Below are 18,515 nucleotides of genomic sequence, written 5' to 3' on the forward strand. Positions count from 1 at the left end.
GATTTCTAATTATGCAAATTTCGCTTGAATTTCGTCCGAGATGTTTTGCGGCACTGGATCATAATGGTCGAATTGCATTGTAAATTGAGCTCGTCCTGACGACATCGAACGCAAATTATTTATATATCCGAACATATTAGCAAGAGGTACGAAAGCATTTATTGCCACAGCATTACCCCGAGGCTCCTGACCAGTTACTTGGCCCCGTCGAGAAGTCAAATCACCAATTATTCCGCCTGTATATTCCTCAGGAGTAACAACCTCTACCTTCATCACAGGCTCCAAAAGCTTTGCACCAGCCTTTTTCATGCCCTCTCGCATTCCCATCCGCGCAGCAATTTCGAATGCAAGGACAGAAGAATCTACATCATGGAATTTTCCATCGATCAAGGCTACTTTAAAATCGATAACGGGGAAGCCGGCCAACGGACCGCTGTCCATGACAGAATTTATTCCCTTTTCAACCCCAGGAATATACTCTTTCGGAACTGCTCCACCCACGATACGGCTTTCAAATGAATATCCCTCGCCTGGCGCTGTGGGTGTAATTATCATTTTAACTTCTGCAAACTGACCAGAACCACCTGATTGCTTTTTATGAGTGTACGTATGCTCAACTTCATGCGAAATTGTTTCTCTGTAGGCCACCTGCGGTGCACCAATGTTAGCCTCAACTTTGAATTCACGCTTCAATCGATCAACTAAAATATCGAGATGGAGCTCCCCCATCCCCTTCATAATGGTTTGACCCGACTCCATATCAGTCTCTACTCTGAAAGAAGGGTCTTCGGCTGCCAGTCTTGCAAGACCTTGAGACATTTTTTCTTGGTCACCTTTGGTTTTGGGCTCTACCGCAATTTCGATCACTGGCTCTGGAAACGTCATGGTCTCCAAGACAACAGCCTCTTTTGCATCGCAAATAGTATCACCAGTAGTTGTGTCCTTAAGGCCAGCCAAGGCAATAATATCTCCAGCGAAGGCCTCGTCTATCTCTTCCCTGTTATTTGAGTGCATCATCATCATTCGCCCAATACGTTCTTTCTTGGACTTAGTTGAATTCAGAACAGTATCACCCTTGTTCAGAACCCCGGAGTAAACACGGGTAAACGTTAAAGAGCCTACGAAAGGATCGTTCATTATTTTAAACGCAAGTCCGGAAAATGGCATGCCGTCATCCGCTCGGCGCGCAATGTTGCGTTCTTCCGCATCATCCCCGGGTGCAAAGCCCATGTAATCAACGACATCCAACGGACTCGGAAGATAGTCAATAACGGCATTCAAAAGTGGCTGAACCCCTTTATTTTTGAAAGCAGAGCCGCCTAAGACCGGGACGAATGAAAGACTCAGAGTCCCTTTTCTTAAAAGGTCCCTTAGTGTGCCGACATCAGGCTCCTCACCCTCCAGGTATGCCATCATGGCATCATCATCCATTTCGACAGCAGCCTCGATCATCTTACCGCGCCACTCTTCTGCCATACCTTTGAGACTATCACGAATATCAGCCTGAATCCACGATGCTCCTAAATCTTCGCCTTGCCACAACCATTCCTTCATTGTGACTAAATCCACAAGACCTTCCAGTTCTGTTTCCGCACCAATTGGAACTGCTACTGGCACTGCCCGCGCTCCAGTCCGATCTTCGATCATGTTTACGCAATTGAAAAAGTCTGCACCAATTTTATCCATTTTATTCACAAAAACGATCCGCGGAACCTTATATCTATCAGCTTGACGCCAAACCGTTTCAGTTTGTGGCTCGACGCCTGCATTAGCATCCAAAACACATACAGCACCATCTAGAACTGCCAAAGACCGCTCAACTTCGATAGTGAAATCTACGTGCCCAGGAGTATCGATAATGTTGAGACGATGCTTAGGGGTGTCTGCTTTCTCTCCATCCTCGGTTCGCTCCCAAAACGTAGTCGTAGCGGCAGAAGTAATTGTGATACCACGCTCCTGTTCCTGTTCCATCCAATCCATGGTCGCAGCGCCGTCATGCACCTCACCTATATTGTGGGATTTTCCTGTGTAGTACAGAATTCTCTCAGAACAGGTTGTTTTGCCAGCATCAATGTGAGCCATGATACCAAAATTACGATATAACTCTAATGGATATTCTCGTGCCATTTTTTCTGCCCCTACCTTTACCAGCGATAATGACTAAATGCCTTGTTCGCATCAGCCATTTTGTGTGTATCTTCGCGTTTTTTAACTGCAGAGCCCCTTGAATTAACCGCATCCATCAACTCTCCAGCCAGACGCTCTTCCATAGTATTTTCATTTCGGCCACGGCTTGCAGATATTAACCAGCGAATAGCCAAAGCCTCTCTTCTCTCAGGGCGAACCTCTACAGGGACTTGGTAAGTTGCACCACCTACCCGTCTAGACCTGACCTCTACTGTCGGCTTGATATTATCCAAGGCCTCATGGAACACTTCTACCGGAGCACGCTTTAGTTTTCCCTCAACACGGTCAAGAGCATTATATACAATTTTCTCGGCTATAGACTTCTTACCATCCACCATGAGATTATTCATGAACTTACTAAGCACACGATCTCCAAATTTTGCATCTGGAAGAATTTCACGTTTTTCGGCCGCATGACGTCGAGACATATTCTATTCCCCCTATTTAGGCCGCTTGGCGCCGTACTTCGAACGACGTTGCTTTCTATCTTTTACGCCTTGGGTGTCCAACACTCCACGCAAAATATGATAACGTACACCAGGTAAATCTTTAACACGGCCACCTCTTATGAGAACAACTGAGTGCTCTTGTAAGTTATGTTTTTCACCAGGAATGTATGAAATAACTTCATATCCGTTAGTAAGCCTAACTTTCGCCACTTTTCTCATGGCAGAGTTTGGTTTTTTTGGTGTAGTTGTGTACACTCTGGTGCACACACCCCGCTTTTGAGGACACTGTTCTAAGTGCATTGACTTGGAACGCTTTATCTTTGGCTGTCGTGGCTTACGTATCAGCTGCTGTATTGTAGGCATTCAGGCATTCCCCGTTTGGCTCTTACATTTTATTTTGCACCTACCAAAAGCTAGATGCGACGAATTTTTCGCGCTTTATGTTCACACAAACGCAAATGCCGCTTTTGCTCCCATTCTTGCGAGAACTAAGCGGTAGGTTTCCAGAGGATCGGGGAACTACCCGGATCTTGACTACTACATATTTGGATACGAAATGAGATACCCATCCGAATTACGCGTGCATATATGAGGAGTCGGTTAATTTGTCAACAGTGGGGAATTTTTTATTTATCAAATAATTAAATGGCAGATGACCAGCAGAATACAGAAAATAAGCTATTACAGTCTCAATTAATTAAAAGAGCACTGAACGAGCCCCGACTAGTAGAACGTGAGAACGATTGTTAGACACTTATAGAAAAACCCGCGGCAAGACCACGGGTTTTTATAAACTTTTTTCTATTTATTCTGCCTCTGACCCAACAACTTCTTCCGAAGAGGGAGCCTCCAACTGAGCGGCAGCATTTTCTTCCTCAATCCTAGCGTCTATCACGACTTTATCTCGCGCACTAGCTATACGCCGAACTCTTAATGCTGCACCGCCAGTACCCGCCGGTATCAATCTTCCTACAATCACATTTTCTTTCAAACCAACGAGCTTATCCTTTTTACCCTGAACAGATGCCTCGGTTAGTACCCGAGTAGTTTCCTGAAAAGAAGCTGCGGAAATAAATGAGCGTGTCTGCAAAGACGCCTTAGTAATACCTAACAGGATAGGCTCACCTTGTGCTGGTCGTCCACCTTTAGCGAGAGACTTTTCATTAGCAGCAACAAATTCAGCCTTATCAACATGCTCTCCTTTAAGTAGGGTTGTGTCACCGCTTTCAGCAATTTCCCATTTCTGTAGCATTTGACGAACAATAACTTCTACATGTTTATCGTTGATTTTAACACCCTGCAAACGATAAACATCCTGAACCTCGTCAATCATATAATTTGCAAGCGCTTCTATACCCATAATTGCAAGAATATCATGTGGCGCAGGATTACCATCCATAATATAATCGCCTTTTTGAACGAAATCACCTTCCACCACTGGTATATGCTTACCTTTTGGCACCATATATTCCACGGGCTCTAATGTTTCATCAGCAGGCTCTATTGTAATGCGCCTTTTATTTTTATAATCACGCCCAAATCTTACGTAACCGTCTATCTCGGCTATAATTGCATGATCTTTCGGACGCCTAGCCTCAAATAACTCAGCCACACGCGGTAAACCACCTGTGATATCTTTGGTTTTAGCCCCTTCCCGTGGTATTCGGGCGATCACATCGCCAGCTTTAATCTCCGAACCATCTTCAATAGATAAAATAGCATCTACAGACATCGGATAAGTTATTGGGTTGTCAGCATCATTGCGAACAGGCTCCCCGGCTTTATCCACTAATATTATTTCAGGCTTCAAATCATTTCCTTTGGGAGCAGCACGCCAATCGACAACAATTTTTTGTGTCATACCGGTTGCATCATCGGTTTCTTCTCGCACTGCAATACCGTTTACTAAGTCAACCAATTTAGCAGTACCCGCCTTTTCAGCAATAATAGGTAGCGTGTATGGATCCCACTCAAACAACTTATCACCACGCGATACCTTAGCACCCTCTTTTATAAAGATTTTTGAACCATAGCCAAGTTTGTGACTTGCTCTTTCATTTCCCTGCTCGTCAACAATTCGAAGCTTCATATTTCTACCAACAACCAATGTTTCTCCGGAGGAATTCTTAAGTGTCATGGGATTTTCGTAAGATATGACACCATCCTGGCTAGCTTCCAGAAATGATTGCTGCCCACCTTGAGCTACGCCACCAATATGGAAGGTTCTCATTGTAAGCTGAGTACCAGGCTCACCAATAGACTGTGCTGCTATAATTCCTACCGCTTCTCCAACATTTACTTTCGTACCTCGAGCAAGATCGCGACCGTAACAATTTGCACAGACACCTTCTTCCGCCTCACAGGTCAGTGGGCTTCGTATTCGTGCTGACTGCAATCCACACTCATCAATACGATCTGCCATGAGCTCGTCTACCATATCACCCTTGGCGGTTATGACTTCGTCATTCTCTGGATTACAAATATCCTCCGCAGCGATACGGCCCAAGACACGCTCTGATAACGAAGCGACAACTTCTCCATCATTCACTGCTGGCTCTGCAGTTATACAATTCTCGGTACCGCAATCCTGCATTCGTACTATGCAATCCTGCGCCACATCCACCAGACGGCGTGTTAGGTACCCGGAGTTAGCAGTCTTTAGAGCTGTGTCAGATAAGCCTTTCCTTGCCCCGTGAGTAGAATTAAAATACTCCAAAACAGTTAGACCCTCTTTAAAGTTCGAAATAATAGGGGTCTCGATAATATCTCCATTTGGCTTAGCCATTAAACCGCGCATCCCACCTAACTGCTTCATTTGAGTAACTGAACCCCGAGCGCCAGAATGTGCCATCATGTAAACTGAGTTTGGTTCTGCTTCCGCACCGCCCTCATCACGGGTACCAGACGAAATTGTTCCCATCATTGCATCGGTAACTTTATCATTACATTTTGACCATGCATCCACTACTTTATTATATTTCTCACCTTGAGTTATAAGGCCGTCCATATATTGCTGCTCAAAATCCTTTACCTGGCTTCTAGTCTCTTCAACTAACCCCCACTTATCTTCTGGGATAACCATATCGTCTTTTCCGAATGATATCCCTGCTCTAAAAGCCTCTTTAAACCCCATTCCCATGATCTGATCACAGAAAATTACAGATTCTTTTTGACCACAATATCTATACACATTATCGATTACGCTCTGGACGTCTTTCTTACGCAAAAGTTTGTTAACCAAATCAAAAGGTGCTTTTGCATTTTTTGGAAGCAGTGATCCAATTCTTACACGGCCTGGAGTGGTATCGAACCGTTTGAAAATTTCATTTCCCTCTTCATCAATCTGACCAATTCTAGCTTGAATCTTTGCATGAAGGTGTACTGTTCCAGTATCTAGCGCATACTGAACTTCTTCAGTAGAGCTGAAAGACATTCCTTCACCTTTCATACCTTCACGCTCTATAGTTGTATAATATAATCCAAGTATCATGTCCTGAGACGGAACGATAATGGGAGCTCCGTTTGCAGGCGACAAAACATTGTTTGTCGACATCATCAATACCCTGGCCTCTAATTGAGCTTCAAGGCTTAAAGGCACGTGAACTGCCATTTGATCTCCATCAAAATCAGCGTTAAAGGCAGCACATACCAGAGGATGGAGCTGAATAGCTTTTCCTTCAATTAAAACTGGTTCAAAAGCTTGAATGCCTAAACGGTGAAGCGTAGGAGCCCTATTCAACATAACCGGATGCTCACGTATCACTTCGTCTAAGATATCCCAAACTTCCGGCCGCTCTTTTTCGACTAACTTTTTAGCCTGCTTTACTGTAGATGAAAGCCCTTTAGCCTCAAGCCTAGAATAAATGAATGGCTTAAAGAGTTCCAATGCCATTTTTTTGGGAAGCCCACACTGATGTAGTTTCAGCTCCGGTCCTGTAACAATTACCGATCTGCCAGAAAAATCAACACGTTTACCTAAAAGGTTTTGTCTAAAACGGCCCTGCTTACCTTTAAGCATATCCGATAAAGATTTAAGTGGGCGCTTGTTAGTTCCAGTGATTACACGTCCCCTCCGACCATTGTCAAAAAGAGCATCAACAGATTCCTGAAGCATCCGTTTTTCATTACGTACTATGATATCCGGTGCCCTAAGTTCTATCAAACGCTTTAAGCGATTGTTTCTGTTTATAACTCTGCGATATAGATCGTTAAGATCCGATGTAGCAAAGCGACCACCATCTAACGGTACTAACGGCCTCAACTCCGGCGGGATAACTGGTACCACTGTCAAAATCATCCACTCAGGACGGTTTCCAGACTCAAGAAAACTTTCAACAACTTTTAGACGCTTTATAATTTTCTTTGGCTTTAATTCTCCCGTAGCTTCTTTCAGCTCTTCTCTTAAGCGGTCAGCCTCAGCTTCCAGATCTATTACAGCGAGCATTTCGCGAATAGCCTCAGCACCAATGTTTGCGGTGAACGCATCTATGCCATAGGTATCCTGGGCATCCATATACTCTTCTTCTGAGAGCATTTGTCCATATGAGAGATCGGTAAGGCCAGGTTCTATTACTACATAATTTTCGAAGTAGAGGACACGTTCAAGATCTCGCAAGGTCATATCTAGCATTAGTCCTATCCGTGATGGAAGCGACTTCAAGAACCAAATATGAGCAACAGGCGACGCAAGCTCTATATGTCCCATCCTTTCGCGCCGAACCTTTTGCAAAGTAACTTCGACACCACATTTTTCACAGACGACACCCCTGTATTTCATACGCTTATATTTACCACAAAGGCATTCATAATCTTTGGTTGGGCCAAAGATACGAGCACAGAACAAACCATCTCGTTCTGGTTTAAAAGTCCTGTAGTTAATCGTCTCAGGCTTTTTGATTTCTCCATAAGACCATGAAAGAATTCGTTCAGGTGATGCTAGAGAAACTTTTATTTCATCAAAAACCTTGGGGGAGGCCAGAGGGTTAAAAGGATTATTTGTAATTTCTTGGTTCATTTTTTATACCTCGATATGAGCAATAGGATTATCTTAAATAAAGCTTAGTTGCTTTAATCGTCCTCCTTTGCATCAAGAAGTTCCATGTTGAGCCCTAGTCCACGAACCTCTTTAACTAAAACGTTAAATGACTCAGGAACGCCAGCCTCAAAATTATCTTCACCTTTGACGATGGACTCGTAAACTTTTGTGCGACCAGCCACATCGTCAGATTTTACTGTAAGCATTTCTTGCAAAGTATAAGCAGCACCATAAGCCTCTAAAGCCCAAACTTCCATTTCCCCAAAACGCTGACCGCCAAATTGAGCTTTACCACCTAGCGGCTGTTGCGTCACAAGCGAATAAGGTCCTGTGGACCGAGCATGGATTTTGTCATCAACAAGATGGTGAAGCTTAAGAAGATACTTAATTCCAACGGTTACAGGTCTGCTAAATTGTTCACCTGTGCGGCCATCATACAGGATAGATTGCCCGGACTGATCAAATCCAGCTCGTCGGAGAGCATCATCAACATCACCCTCTTTGGCGCCATCAAAAACTGGGGTAGCAATAGGGACACCCCGAGCTACATTTCCAGCTGCCTCAAGTAATAACTCATCATCGATACCACTTAAACCCTCATCGTAAACGTCTTGTCCATACGCAAGGCGCATGGCCTCTTTGACCGGGGACAAATCACCAGTTCTACGGTAATCTTGGAGAGCCTCGTCTATTTGCAAGCCAAGCCCTCTTGCAGCCCACCCCATGTGCGTCTCCAAAATCTGACCCACGTTCATTCGAGAAGGAACACCAAGCGGATTCAAGCAAAAATCGACTGGGGTTCCGTCCTCAAGAAACGGCATATCCTCCATCGGGACAACTTTGGATATTACACCTTTATTTCCATGACGCCCCGCCATTTTGTCACCAGGCTGGAGCTTGCGCTTTACCGCTATAAAAACCTTCACCATTTTCATAACGCCTGGAGGTAAATCATCCCCACGACGCACTTTCTCTACTTTGTCGTCAAAGCGAGCATCCAGTGCGCGTTTTTGAGCGTCATACTGGTCATTCAATGCCTCAACGATTTGAGCGTCTTTTTCCTCTGATAGCGCAAGCTGCCACCACTGTCCTTTCGTTAACGAAGCAAGCACTTCATCATCGATTTTAGTATTTGGTTTGACGCCTTTCGGCCCTTTAACGACCTTCTTACCAACTAATGTGTTTTTTAGCCTTGCATAGATATTACGATCTAATATCGCTAGTTCGTCATCCCGGTCTCTAGCTAAACGCTCTACTTCTTCTCTCTCAATCTGAAGTGCTCTCTCATCTTTTTCGACCCCGTGCCTATTAAACACGCGCACCTCTACAACGGTACCATAATCACCAGGCTTTACCCGAAGGGACGTATCTCTTACGTCAGAAGCCTTTTCCCCAAAGATCGCTCTGAGCAATTTTTCTTCCGGTGTCATTGGGCTCTCACCTTTTGGCGTTATTTTGCCAACCAGAATATCGCCAGGTTCGACATCTGCGCCGATGTATACAATCCCTGCCTCATCAAGATTTCTAAGAGCTTCTTCGCCAACATTAGGAATATCGCGGGTTATTTCCTCGGGACCCAATTTTGTATCACGAGCGGCGACCTCGAACTCTTCTATATGTACCGATGTAAACACATCATCTCTCGCGACTCGCTCAGAGATAAGAATTGAGTCCTCATAGTTGTATCCATTCCACGGCATAAATGCCACGACTACATTCTTACCAAGAGCTAATTCGCCCAAATCAGTTGAGGGGCCATCCGCAATTACTTCACCTTTACCAACTGATTGCCCAACCTTAACTAATGGGCGCTGATTGATACAAGTATTCTGGTTTGACCTTTGAAACTTTCTGAGTCGATATATATCAACTCCAGCGTCACCTAACTCAAGATCATCAGTCGCCCTTATAACTATACGTTGTGCGTCAACTTGATCAATAATTCCGGCCCTCTTTGCCATAATAGCAGCACCAGAATCTCTTGCGACCACGCCTTCCATACCTGTGCCCACTAACGGAGCTTCCGCGCTTAGCAAAGGTACCGCCTGACGCTGCATGTTAGAACCCATTAGGGCCCTATTTGCGTCATCATTTTCCAAAAATGGTATAAGCGACGCCGCGACAGAAACTAACTGTTTGGGGCTCACGTCTATCAGGTCCACGCTTTCATTCGGTGCCAATGTATAATCACCATTCTGCCTGGTAGATACTAAATCGCTGATAAATTTCCCAGATTGGTCCAGCTTCGCGTTGGCCTGGGCAACAGTGTGTCTCATCTCCTCCGTAGCCGATAAATAATGCACCTCATCGGTGACCTGCCCATCCTTGACTATTCGGTATGGGGTTTCAATAAACCCATACTTATTGACACGAGCAAAAGTGGCCAAAGAGTTAATCAAACCAATATTCGGCCCTTCTGGTGTTTCAATCGGACACATACGACCATAATGAGTTGCATGAACATCACGCACTTCAAAACCTGCACGTTCTCTAGTTAGTCCACCAGGCCCTAAAGCCGAAAGTCTCCTCTTGTGAGTGACTTCTGATAAAGGATTAGTTTGATCCATAAACTGAGACAGCTGACTAGATCCAAAAAATTCTCTAACAGCGGCAGCAGCAGGCTTAGCATTAATCAAATCCTGAGGCATCACATTGTCTATCTCAACACTAGACATGCGCTCTCTGATCGCTCTTTCCATTCGAAGTAGACCAACGCGATACTGATTTTCCATTAACTCACCTACAGACCGGACCCGCCGATTTCCCAAGTGATCGATGTCATCTACCTCTCCCTGACCATCGCGAAGCTCTACCAGAGCTTTTATACAAGCAACAATATCTTCACTGCGAAGGGTGCGTTGAGTATCTTCGGCATCAAGTGCCAAACGCATATTCATTTTAACACGCCCAACAGCAGAGAGATCATAACGTTCACTATCGAAAAATAGTGTATCGAACAGTGCAGACGCAGCCTCGACTGTTGGCGGCTCACCAGGGCGCATTACCCTATATATATCTAATAATGCCGTATCTCGGTTCAAATTTTTGTCCTGAGCCATGGTGTTACGTATGTAAGCCCCAACATTGACATTATCGATATCTAAAACAGGTATCTCATCTACACCGGCATCCGCTAGATCTTTAAGCGTGCCACCGATTAGTACACCTTCTTTATCATATTCAGCAGTAAGCTCATCTCCTGCCTCTACATAAATAGCTCCATCATCTTCGTTTATTATGTCTTTGGCAACGTAACGACCAATAATTTGGTCATAGGGAATTAATAACTCAGTTACTTTACCCTCATCTTTAAGCTTCTTTACGGCTCTCGGTGTTACTTTTTTTCCTGCTTCAGCAATTACTTCTCCCGTGGCCGCATCCACTAGATCAAAGGCAGGACGGGTTCCTCTTACTCGGTCAGGAAAAAACTTGGTTACCCATCCTTTTTTCTTGTTTAGTCTGTAGGGTACTGTTTCATAATAAGCATCCATTATACGCTCTTGATCCATGCCAAGTGCATACAACAAGGTTGTTACGGGCAGCTTTCTACGACGATCAATTCGAGCGTAAACAATATCTTTCGCATCAAATTCGAAGTCTAACCAGGAGCCTCGATATGGAATGATTCTGCAGGCAAAGAGCAATTTTCCAGAACTATGCGTTTTCCCTTTATCATGATCAAAAAATACCCCAGGAGATCTGTGCATCTGTGAAACAATTACACGCTCAGTGCCATTAACAACAAATGTACCATTCGGGGTCATAAGAGGCATATCACCCATGAACACGTCTTGCTCTTTAATATCCTTTACCGATTTAGCCCCAGTATCTTCATCAACATCAAAAACGATTAATCTGAGTTTTACCTTAAGTGGGCCACTGTAAGTCATATCCCGCTGTTGGCACTCTTCCACATCATATTTAGGACTTTCCAAGTCATAACTTACAAACTCAAGTATCGAAGTTTCGTTAAAATCCTTGATTGGAAAAACAGACTGGAAGACCCCTTTTATCCCCTCGCCATCGAGAGGTTCAGACTGATCGCCAGATTTTAAAAATAGGTCATAAGAAGATTTCTGAACCTCAATTAGGTTCGGCATATCTAAAACTTCTCTAATTTTTCCGTAATACTTTCTAAGACGTTTTTGGCCGATGTAGGTTTGTGCCATGATATTACACACCTTTTTATTTATCTCACCGGTAATACAATCTGTCGGGTTCCAGATGTATTCCCACACGAGAGAGGAACTACGAAAACCTATTCTTGACTTTCTTCCCGTTAGAAAGTCTCCCGGTTCTTCCATTCTTCCTTATGAAACACCCTGTCAAATGATGCTTTATAAGACAGACGTGGCTGGGCCTGAAATATCACGCCCAGCCAGTAAGTAGTTCAAATGTGAGTTTATGCCAGCTCTACTTCAGCACCAGCAGCTTCAAGCTTAGATTTTATTTCTTCAGCTTCAGCCTTCTCCACACCTTCTTTTAATTTTCCGCCAGCCTCTACAAGGTCTTTAGCCTCTTTCAAGCCTAGACCAGTAATGCCACGAACTTCTTTTATGACAGCAATTTTGTTACCGCCCGCACTCTTAAGAACTACGTCAAACTCAGACTTTTCTTCCGCTGCTGCACCACCAGCATCTCCAGCAGGTCCTGCCATCATTACTGCGCCCCCAGCGGCGGGTTCGATACCATACTCATCTTTGAGGATAGTTTTTAGTTCCTGTGCTTCAAGCAGGGTAAGACCAACGATCTCTTCTGCCAGTTTTTTCAGATCAGCCATTTTCGACTCTTTCCGTTTTAAGTTGTGTTCCAACGTGCTTCGTTACGAATAACACGCCCTTCAGTTGCCTCATGCAGCTCTTTCTTCAATTGTAGAAATGATACTTGCAATGTTGCTCGATGGAGCACCAAGAACACCAGCAACATTTGCTGCAGGTGCCCCAATACATCCAACAATGGAAGAAATAAGTTCATCTCGAGAAGGCATTTTCGATAAAGCCTCTACGCCGACACGATCAAGAGCGTTTTCGCCCATTGATCCACCGAGAATTTGAAACTTACTATTATCTTTAGCGTACTGCTCCGCAACTTTTGCTGCGGCAACAGGATCTTCAGAATAGGTAAGAACCGTCATTCCAGATAAATACTCACCCATGCTTTCACATGATTTTCCATTCAGAGCTATTTTAGCAAGTCTATTCTTTGCCACGCGCACAGATGCTTCCGCCTCACTAGCACGCGCTCTAAGATCTTGCATCTCGGCAACCGTTAGGCCTGTGTATTGTGCAACAACCACAACGCCAGAGCTCTCAAAAATTTGGCCAAGTTCTTCGACCACCTTTTCTTTTTGCGCTCTATCCACAGTTTCACTCCAAATTTGGGGATATTCCCCAGCTCAATTTTGCCGGAATAATTTCCGGCATTCGAGTCCTAGAAATAGGATTCTGAGCGGTTAAGATCACAAGAGCCCTGCGACCTTTATATCTCGTTCCCATCTCAGGAAGGAATTATCAGCTTACGCCAACCCTCCATCTCGGACAGTTGAGAACCTTTACACGATTCTCGCCGGCTATCTATGAGATTTTTGCCAAATAAACAAGAGGCATTTCCAAAAATATTACCGAATACCATTGAATTCAAAGCAGATATAAAATTTTGCCTGCTTCAAGTACATTCTTTAAAAACACTAACCCGCTGATTTATCTATACTTACGGTTACGCCTGGCCCCATGGTTGAGCTCAAAGTAATTACTTTCATGTAGGATCCTTTTGTACCAGTCGGCTTTGCTTTTGCAACTGCATCAATAAAGGCATTTACATTTTCTACCAGCTGCTTCTCGTCGAAAGAGGCTTTACCGATACCCGCGTGCACAACACCGCCCTTTTCAGCTCTGAATTGAACTTCACCGCCCTTTGCAGCTTTTACAGCCTCAGTCACATCAACAGTCACTGTTCCCACCTTTGGGTTCGGCATTAAATTTCTTGGACCCAATACTTTACCTAAACGTCCGACAATTGGCATCATATCAGGTGTAGCTATGCAACGGTCAAAATCGATCGTGCCGGCTTGGACAGTTTCCATTAAATCCTCTGCTCCAACAATATCAGCTCCCGCATCTTTTGCCTCCTGCGCCTTTGCGTCACGCGCAAAAACTGCCACACGCATACTCTTACCGGTACCATTTGGCAAACCAACCACACCTCGAACCATTTGATCTGCATGGCGCGTATCGACACCAAGGTTCATTGCTATCTCTATTGTTTCATCAAACTTAGCAGTTGCATTGGATTTAACTAATTTTACAGCCTCTTCAATTGATACGTTACTTTTACCATTGAAGGCTTCCATTGCTTTTTTTGTTCTTTTACCCACTTTTCCCATTTACTTCACCTCAATACCCATTGACCTTGCTGAACCCAAAATGATTTGCATTGCAGCATCGATATCGTTTGCATTTAGATCTTTCATTTTTGCCTCAGCTATTTCTTTAACTTGGGCAACCGTTACAGATCCCGCAGTTTCCCGACCAGGAGTATTGGCTCCAGACTTCAACTTCGCAGCTTTTTTGAGATAATAGGATGCTGGCGGGGTTTTGATTTCCATTGAAAACGATTTGTCCTGAAAATACTCTATTATGGTTGGACAAGGTGCGCCTTGCTCCATATCCCCGGTCTTTGCGTTGAATGCTTTGCAAAATTCCATAATATTAATGCCACGCTGTCCAAGCGCCGGACCAACTGGCGGTGAAGGGTTAGCCTGACCTGCAGGTATTTGCAATTTAAGTGTGCCCACTAGTTTTTTAGCCATCAAAAGGCTCCTTTTTTCAACATTTCTCTAACGCGTTAGAGAAATTCAAGTTGTGTGGTACGGGCTGCGCATCGCGACACGATACCCTCCCACATTTAATGCTCAAGTTTGCTTAGAAACCTGAGTAAACTCTAACTCAACGGGTGTCTCTCGTCCGAAAATTGATACCGTGACCTTTAACCGCTGATTATCATTATCTACTGCTTCAACCATTCCATCAAAATCTTCGAACGGCCCATCGTTTACCTTTACTTTTTCGCCTACTTCGTAAGTTAAAAGCGTTCTTGGAGATTCTTCACCCTCTTGAACCCTGTTCAAAATGGCATTCACTTCATTATCTCTCATTGGCATTGGGCGGCCTTGAGGCCCCAGAAAACCCGTAACTCTATTGATGGAATTTATCATATGATACCCACGATCTGACATTTCCATCCTAACAAGAACATAACCTGGCATGAACCGTCTTTCTGACGTTACTTTCTTTCCGCGTCGCACCTCAATAACATCTTCTGTTGGCACTAAGATTTCTTCAATCTCATCCTGAAGCCCAGACTCCTCCACTGATGTACGTATTTGTTCGGCAACTTTTTTTTCAAAATTTGAAAGGACACTTACCGAATACCATCGCTTTGCCATTTTATTTAAGTCCTTACTTCATCTCAAATCTCAAACAGAAATATTTTAACACAATCTCTGCATTTAGGATAAAAAATCGGCGCACAACTCGAATCGCTGCACGCCATTTAACATCGGGAGTTGTCCTAAAGGTATTTGATGTCCTTTTCAAGTCGCAATTTATTTCCGAAAAGTTAGCTCAGCTGACCAAAGACAGAATATTCTGTAAACCAAATCGTATAATCCAATCTACTAGCGCAAAAAATACAGCTGCCAAAGCAGATAGTGCAAACACCATCACCGTAGTGAGTAGTACCTCTCTTCGGGTAGGCCATGTTATCTTTGATACCTCTGATCGCACCTGTTGGATAAATCTAAAAGGATTTGTCGTTGCCATCTTACAATTCTTTCTATCTCCGTGAGCGTCTAACCTCACTGGTACCAAAGTTCAAGGGTGCAGTTGGCAGGGGCAGCAGGGTTCGAACCCGCGACCTACGGTTTTGGAGACCGTCGCTCTACCAGCTGAGCTATACCCCTACGCCGGTCCTAATTAATCTTCATGCATATGAATTTCAACCAGAAATTTATATTGGCGCAGAAACAAATTAGTAGAAAAATTAATAATTAGAATGATCAGATCTAATATTACGCTTTATTTTGCGCGAAAAAATTGTTCTAAACCGAGCTCAAAAGAAAAGCTTTTTAAAATATTTAGGAATTATAATGAGTATCAATAGAATTGGAATAATAGGCGCAGGCCAAATGGGCACAGGCATAGCCCATGTAATGGCTCTAGCGAACTACGACGTAATCCTCAACGATGTTTTGCCAGAACATTTGATATCAGCGAAAAATAAAATAGCTCAAAATCTTGATCGGCAGATTGCAGCAAAGAAAATTTCTGGCGATGAAGCTTCTGAAGCTTTGAGTCATGTTAAGACCTCCATAGATCTTGAAGCAGTTGCAAACACAGACTTAATAATAGAGGCAGTAAATGAAGAAGAGGAACTCAAACGAAAAGTCTTCTTGTCTATTATGCCTTACTTAGAGGAACATACCGTACTGACTTCTAATACATCTTCAATTTCAATAACTCGCTTGGCGAGTAGTACAGACAGACCAGAAAAATTTTTAGGTTTTCATTTTATGAACCCAGTTCCGATAATGCAGCTTGTAGAGCTTATTCCCGGTATAGCAACTACTCAAGATACATTTGAAAAATGCAAGGCAGTAGTCGATCGACTCGGTAAAACAGTTGCGAGATCGGAAGATTTTCCAGCTTTTATCGTAAACCGGATTTTAATTCCAATGATAAATGAGGCTATATACACATTGTATGAAGGTGTGGGATCTGTTGAAGCAATAGATACTTCTTTAAAACTGGGCGCTAACCACCCAATGGGGCCTTTAGAATTAGCAGACTTCATAGGATTAGATACATGCCTGTCAATAATGAATGTCTTACACGACGGCTTGGCAGACACAAAATATCGCCCATGCCCATTATTGACTAAATATGTTGAAGCTGGATGGTTGGGAAGAAAATCAAAACGTGGCTTTTATGATTACAAAACGGGAACTCCGTTACCTACCCGATAATCTAGTTTGCGTGCAAACCTAGGGTAATATTTCTCAGCCACTTCATAAATTTTCGCGGACTATTTGACCACTTTTGTATTTCATCTCTTCCTACTAATTCTCCAACAATTGGAGACTGCGGTTTATGCATAGCTTTTACAACTTCCCGAATTAAAAGGCCTTGGCGCAATGTTGCTGATATCTGATTTGCAATTTGATAAGATCTAGAATTCGCCCCTGGAAAACAAATGGGAAGCACTGCTGCACTAGATCGTTGAATTAATTTCGCCGTAAAGGGGTTCCACTCTCTCTCAATAACAGGTCCCCAAAACGACTCCGAAGCTGCTACGGATCCTGAAGGAAAGACAACTACGCAGCCACCATCTTTCAGATGGGTCATTGCACGCTTACGCATTTCTAAATTTTTTTCTAATGCCATTTCTTCATGAGGAAATGGTACTGGAATCATAAATTTATCAATCTGATCAACTCCCGTGAGCAGTGATCTTGTGAGGATTTTATAGTCTGTTCTTACTTTTCCAATAAGTTCGGCCAAAACCATACCATCTATTAAGCCGTGAGGATGATTAGCAGTAACAACTAGTGGACCCGTCGTCGGTATCCGTTCCCATTGATATTGGGGTGTTTCAAGTTTGATATCCAACACATCAAGTGCTTGTGACCAAAAGGGCTGCCCGTATGGTATGCCCAGTCGCTCAAATTTTCGAACACATCTCAAAAGTTTAAGCTGACCTGTCAGCAACTCTATAGACTGTATAATTTTTTTTTGGACTGGATTTGTAAACGTGTTGGCGTATGAAAGGCGTTTCCTATCGTAGCGCTCGGTGTAAATATTTTTGTCAGATTTTTTGGAATGAAGATTTGTGGGCATTATTAAACTTTCAATCAATCACATTTCTTCACCAAAAAGATTTTCAACTAAATTTGATAGAGCTTTGAGTGTATCCTCTGATTGCTTTCCAGACAAAACCAAGTCAATTTCACTGCCTTTAGATGCCCCCAGCATTAGCAACCCCATGATACTATCACCACTGGCTTCTAAACTATCTTTTTTAACAACCACTTTAACATCGAATTTGTCCACTAATTCAACAAACTTAGCTGCAGCACGGGCGTGTAATCCCTTCTCATTCAAAATTCGAAGTCGAACACTTTTGGTATTAGTCATTATTGTATAACAGCATTATTTTCGTACGAGTTAATGTATTTGCGTCCGGCCGATAATGCTAGGTCAACGGCTGACGACAGAGTAAGGTGTTTTGATTGTGAAAGTTTAATCAACAGTGGCAGGTTCATCCCATAGACAATCTTTCGATCACTAATCTGACAAGCCTTTAACGCCAGGTTAGACGGACTAGATCCAAAAAGGTCAGTGGCTACTACCACGCCGAAGCCAGTATCAACAGATTCTGCGGCCTTACAAATTTCGGTTTCCTTTTCAGTTCTATCGCATTCGGCGGCGATTGAAACAGCAACAATATTTGATTGAGGGCCAACTACATGTTCAACGGCCGCTTTGTACTCATTAGCTAGCTGTCCGTGAGCTACAATAACTATACCTATATCACCAACCATAATTAATCTTTTTCACTATTTAACCATATACGCAAGTACGAAAATCCATGTCGAAAACGGCAAGTGTCTAAATCAATTTAAAACCAATAAAACTAATTCGATTTAAATCATGAATTCGTATGTCCAGAATAGGGACCGAATAAAAAACTTATATATCAGTAGCCATAAAATAAGTAATTCAACATAAAATACAAAACCAATGATAAAAATGCAGAAAATTTAACACAGATTTAGTGTGCAATGAAAA

Annotated in this window: 15 protein-coding genes and 1 tRNA gene; 1 reads left to right on the plus strand and 15 read right to left on the minus strand. The window is 43.3% G+C overall.

The window, feature by feature from the left end; translation table 11 throughout:
• Window positions 1-9: 9 nt before the first annotated feature.
• The 12 genes from fusA to ACTF5Q_RS03365 form a co-directional block, all read right to left on the minus strand.
• Window positions 10-2,127, minus strand: a complete 2,118-nt coding sequence (gene fusA, locus ACTF5Q_RS03310; RefSeq protein WP_438953269.1) for an elongation factor G — start codon at window positions 2,125-2,127, stop codon at window positions 10-12.
• Window positions 2,128-2,144: 17 nt separating this feature from the next.
• Window positions 2,145-2,615, minus strand: a complete 471-nt coding sequence (gene rpsG / locus ACTF5Q_RS03315) for a 30S ribosomal protein S7 (protein ID WP_153692271.1) — start codon at window positions 2,613-2,615, stop codon at window positions 2,145-2,147.
• A 12-nt stretch (window positions 2,616-2,627) separates the two neighbouring features.
• On the minus strand, window positions 2,628-2,999 hold the full coding sequence (gene rpsL, locus ACTF5Q_RS03320) for a 30S ribosomal protein S12 (RefSeq protein WP_153692272.1): 372 nt from the start codon (window positions 2,997-2,999) through the stop codon (window positions 2,628-2,630).
• 442 nt (window positions 3,000-3,441) lie between these two features.
• A complete protein-coding gene (rpoC, locus tag ACTF5Q_RS03325; RefSeq protein WP_438953270.1) occupies window positions 3,442-7,650 on the minus strand; it encodes a DNA-directed RNA polymerase subunit beta' in 4,209 nt (1,402 codons plus the stop codon).
• Between the two features lie 53 nt (window positions 7,651-7,703).
• Window positions 7,704-11,840 carry a DNA-directed RNA polymerase subunit beta gene (rpoB, locus tag ACTF5Q_RS03330; RefSeq protein WP_438953321.1) on the minus strand — a complete coding sequence of 1,379 codons (4,137 nt, stop codon included), beginning with the start codon at window positions 11,838-11,840 and terminating at the stop codon, window positions 7,704-7,706.
• 233 nt (window positions 11,841-12,073) lie between these two features.
• Entirely contained in the window at window positions 12,074-12,451 is a 378-nt protein-coding gene (rplL, locus tag ACTF5Q_RS03335; RefSeq protein ID WP_153692274.1) for a 50S ribosomal protein L7/L12, read from the minus strand.
• Window positions 12,452-12,520: 69 nt separating this feature from the next.
• The gene (rplJ, locus tag ACTF5Q_RS03340) at window positions 12,521-13,033 is read right to left on the minus strand and encodes a 50S ribosomal protein L10 (protein ID WP_438953271.1); all 513 of its coding nucleotides are present in this window, start codon (window positions 13,031-13,033) and stop codon (window positions 12,521-12,523) included.
• A 324-nt stretch (window positions 13,034-13,357) separates the two neighbouring features.
• Window positions 13,358-14,053, minus strand: coding sequence for a 50S ribosomal protein L1 (rplA, locus tag ACTF5Q_RS03345; RefSeq protein WP_438953272.1), 696 nt, complete (start codon window positions 14,051-14,053; stop codon window positions 13,358-13,360).
• Window positions 14,054-14,479 carry a 50S ribosomal protein L11 gene (gene rplK, locus ACTF5Q_RS03350; protein WP_153692277.1) on the minus strand — a complete coding sequence of 142 codons (426 nt, stop codon included), beginning with the start codon at window positions 14,477-14,479 and terminating at the stop codon, window positions 14,054-14,056.
• Window positions 14,480-14,581: 102 nt separating this feature from the next.
• The gene (nusG, locus tag ACTF5Q_RS03355; RefSeq protein ID WP_153692278.1) at window positions 14,582-15,115 is read right to left on the minus strand and encodes a transcription termination/antitermination protein NusG; all 534 of its coding nucleotides are present in this window, start codon (window positions 15,113-15,115) and stop codon (window positions 14,582-14,584) included.
• Window positions 15,116-15,293: 178 nt separating this feature from the next.
• Window positions 15,294-15,491, minus strand: coding sequence for a preprotein translocase subunit SecE (gene secE, locus ACTF5Q_RS03360; RefSeq protein WP_153692279.1), 198 nt, complete (start codon window positions 15,489-15,491; stop codon window positions 15,294-15,296).
• Between the two features lie 64 nt (window positions 15,492-15,555).
• Window positions 15,556-15,631, minus strand: a tRNA-Trp gene (locus ACTF5Q_RS03365).
• A 186-nt stretch (window positions 15,632-15,817) separates the two neighbouring features.
• Here ACTF5Q_RS03365 and ACTF5Q_RS03370 point away from each other — a divergent pair.
• The gene (locus tag ACTF5Q_RS03370) at window positions 15,818-16,693 is read left to right on the plus strand and encodes a 3-hydroxybutyryl-CoA dehydrogenase (protein WP_438953273.1); all 876 of its coding nucleotides are present in this window, start codon (window positions 15,818-15,820) and stop codon (window positions 16,691-16,693) included.
• A gap of 1 nt (window position 16,694) precedes the next feature.
• Here the strand turns inward: ACTF5Q_RS03370 and ACTF5Q_RS03375 are convergent, their stop codons facing one another.
• From ACTF5Q_RS03375 to ACTF5Q_RS03385, 3 genes are read right to left on the minus strand one after another with little or no spacing between them, the layout of a single operon-like run.
• On the minus strand, window positions 16,695-17,564 hold the full coding sequence (locus ACTF5Q_RS03375; RefSeq protein ID WP_438953322.1) for a lysophospholipid acyltransferase family protein: 870 nt from the start codon (window positions 17,562-17,564) through the stop codon (window positions 16,695-16,697).
• 18 nt (window positions 17,565-17,582) lie between these two features.
• Entirely contained in the window at window positions 17,583-17,861 is a 279-nt protein-coding gene (locus ACTF5Q_RS03380; RefSeq protein WP_438953274.1) for an HPr family phosphocarrier protein, read from the minus strand.
• On the minus strand, window positions 17,861-18,268 hold the full coding sequence (locus tag ACTF5Q_RS03385) for a PTS sugar transporter subunit IIA (RefSeq protein ID WP_438953275.1): 408 nt from the start codon (window positions 18,266-18,268) through the stop codon (window positions 17,861-17,863). The genes ACTF5Q_RS03380 and ACTF5Q_RS03385 overlap by 1 nt, the downstream gene beginning before the upstream one ends.
• Between the last annotated feature and the right edge of the window lie 247 nt (window positions 18,269-18,515).

Origin of the sequence: Candidatus Salinivivens marinus (assembly GCF_965655845.1) — a bacterium.
Classification (GTDB): domain Bacteria; phylum Pseudomonadota; class Alphaproteobacteria; order Rhodobacterales; family Rhodobacteraceae; genus Salinivivens; species Salinivivens marinus.

Coding starts and splice junctions, on each gene's coding strand:
- fusA (WP_438953269.1), bottom strand. CDS start 2,127: ATGGCACGAGAATATCCATTAGAGTTATATCGTAATTTTGGTATCATG.
- rpsG (WP_153692271.1), bottom strand. CDS start 2,615: ATGTCTCGACGTCATGCGGCCGAAAAACGTGAAATTCTTCCAGATGCA.
- rpsL (WP_153692272.1), bottom strand. CDS start 2,999: ATGCCTACAATACAGCAGCTGATACGTAAGCCACGACAGCCAAAGATA.
- rpoC (WP_438953270.1), bottom strand. CDS start 7,650: ATGAACCAAGAAATTACAAATAATCCTTTTAACCCTCTGGCCTCCCCC.
- rpoB (WP_438953321.1), bottom strand. CDS start 11,840: ATGGCACAAACCTACATCGGCCAAAAACGTCTTAGAAAGTATTACGGA.
- rplL (WP_153692274.1), bottom strand. CDS start 12,451: ATGGCTGATCTGAAAAAACTGGCAGAAGAGATCGTTGGTCTTACCCTG.
- rplA (WP_438953272.1), bottom strand. CDS start 14,053: ATGGGAAAAGTGGGTAAAAGAACAAAAAAAGCAATGGAAGCCTTCAAT.
- rplK (WP_153692277.1), bottom strand. CDS start 14,479: ATGGCTAAAAAACTAGTGGGCACACTTAAATTGCAAATACCTGCAGGT.
- nusG (WP_153692278.1), bottom strand. CDS start 15,115: ATGGCAAAGCGATGGTATTCGGTAAGTGTCCTTTCAAATTTTGAAAAA.
- secE (WP_153692279.1), bottom strand. CDS start 15,491: ATGGCAACGACAAATCCTTTTAGATTTATCCAACAGGTGCGATCAGAG.
- ACTF5Q_RS03370 (WP_438953273.1), top strand. CDS start 15,818: ATGAGTATCAATAGAATTGGAATAATAGGCGCAGGCCAAATGGGCACA.
- ACTF5Q_RS03375 (WP_438953322.1), bottom strand. CDS start 17,564: ATGCCCACAAATCTTCATTCCAAAAAATCTGACAAAAATATTTACACC.
- ACTF5Q_RS03380 (WP_438953274.1), bottom strand. CDS start 17,861: ATGACTAATACCAAAAGTGTTCGACTTCGAATTTTGAATGAGAAGGGA.
- ACTF5Q_RS03385 (WP_438953275.1), bottom strand. CDS start 18,268: ATGGTTGGTGATATAGGTATAGTTATTGTAGCTCACGGACAGCTAGCT.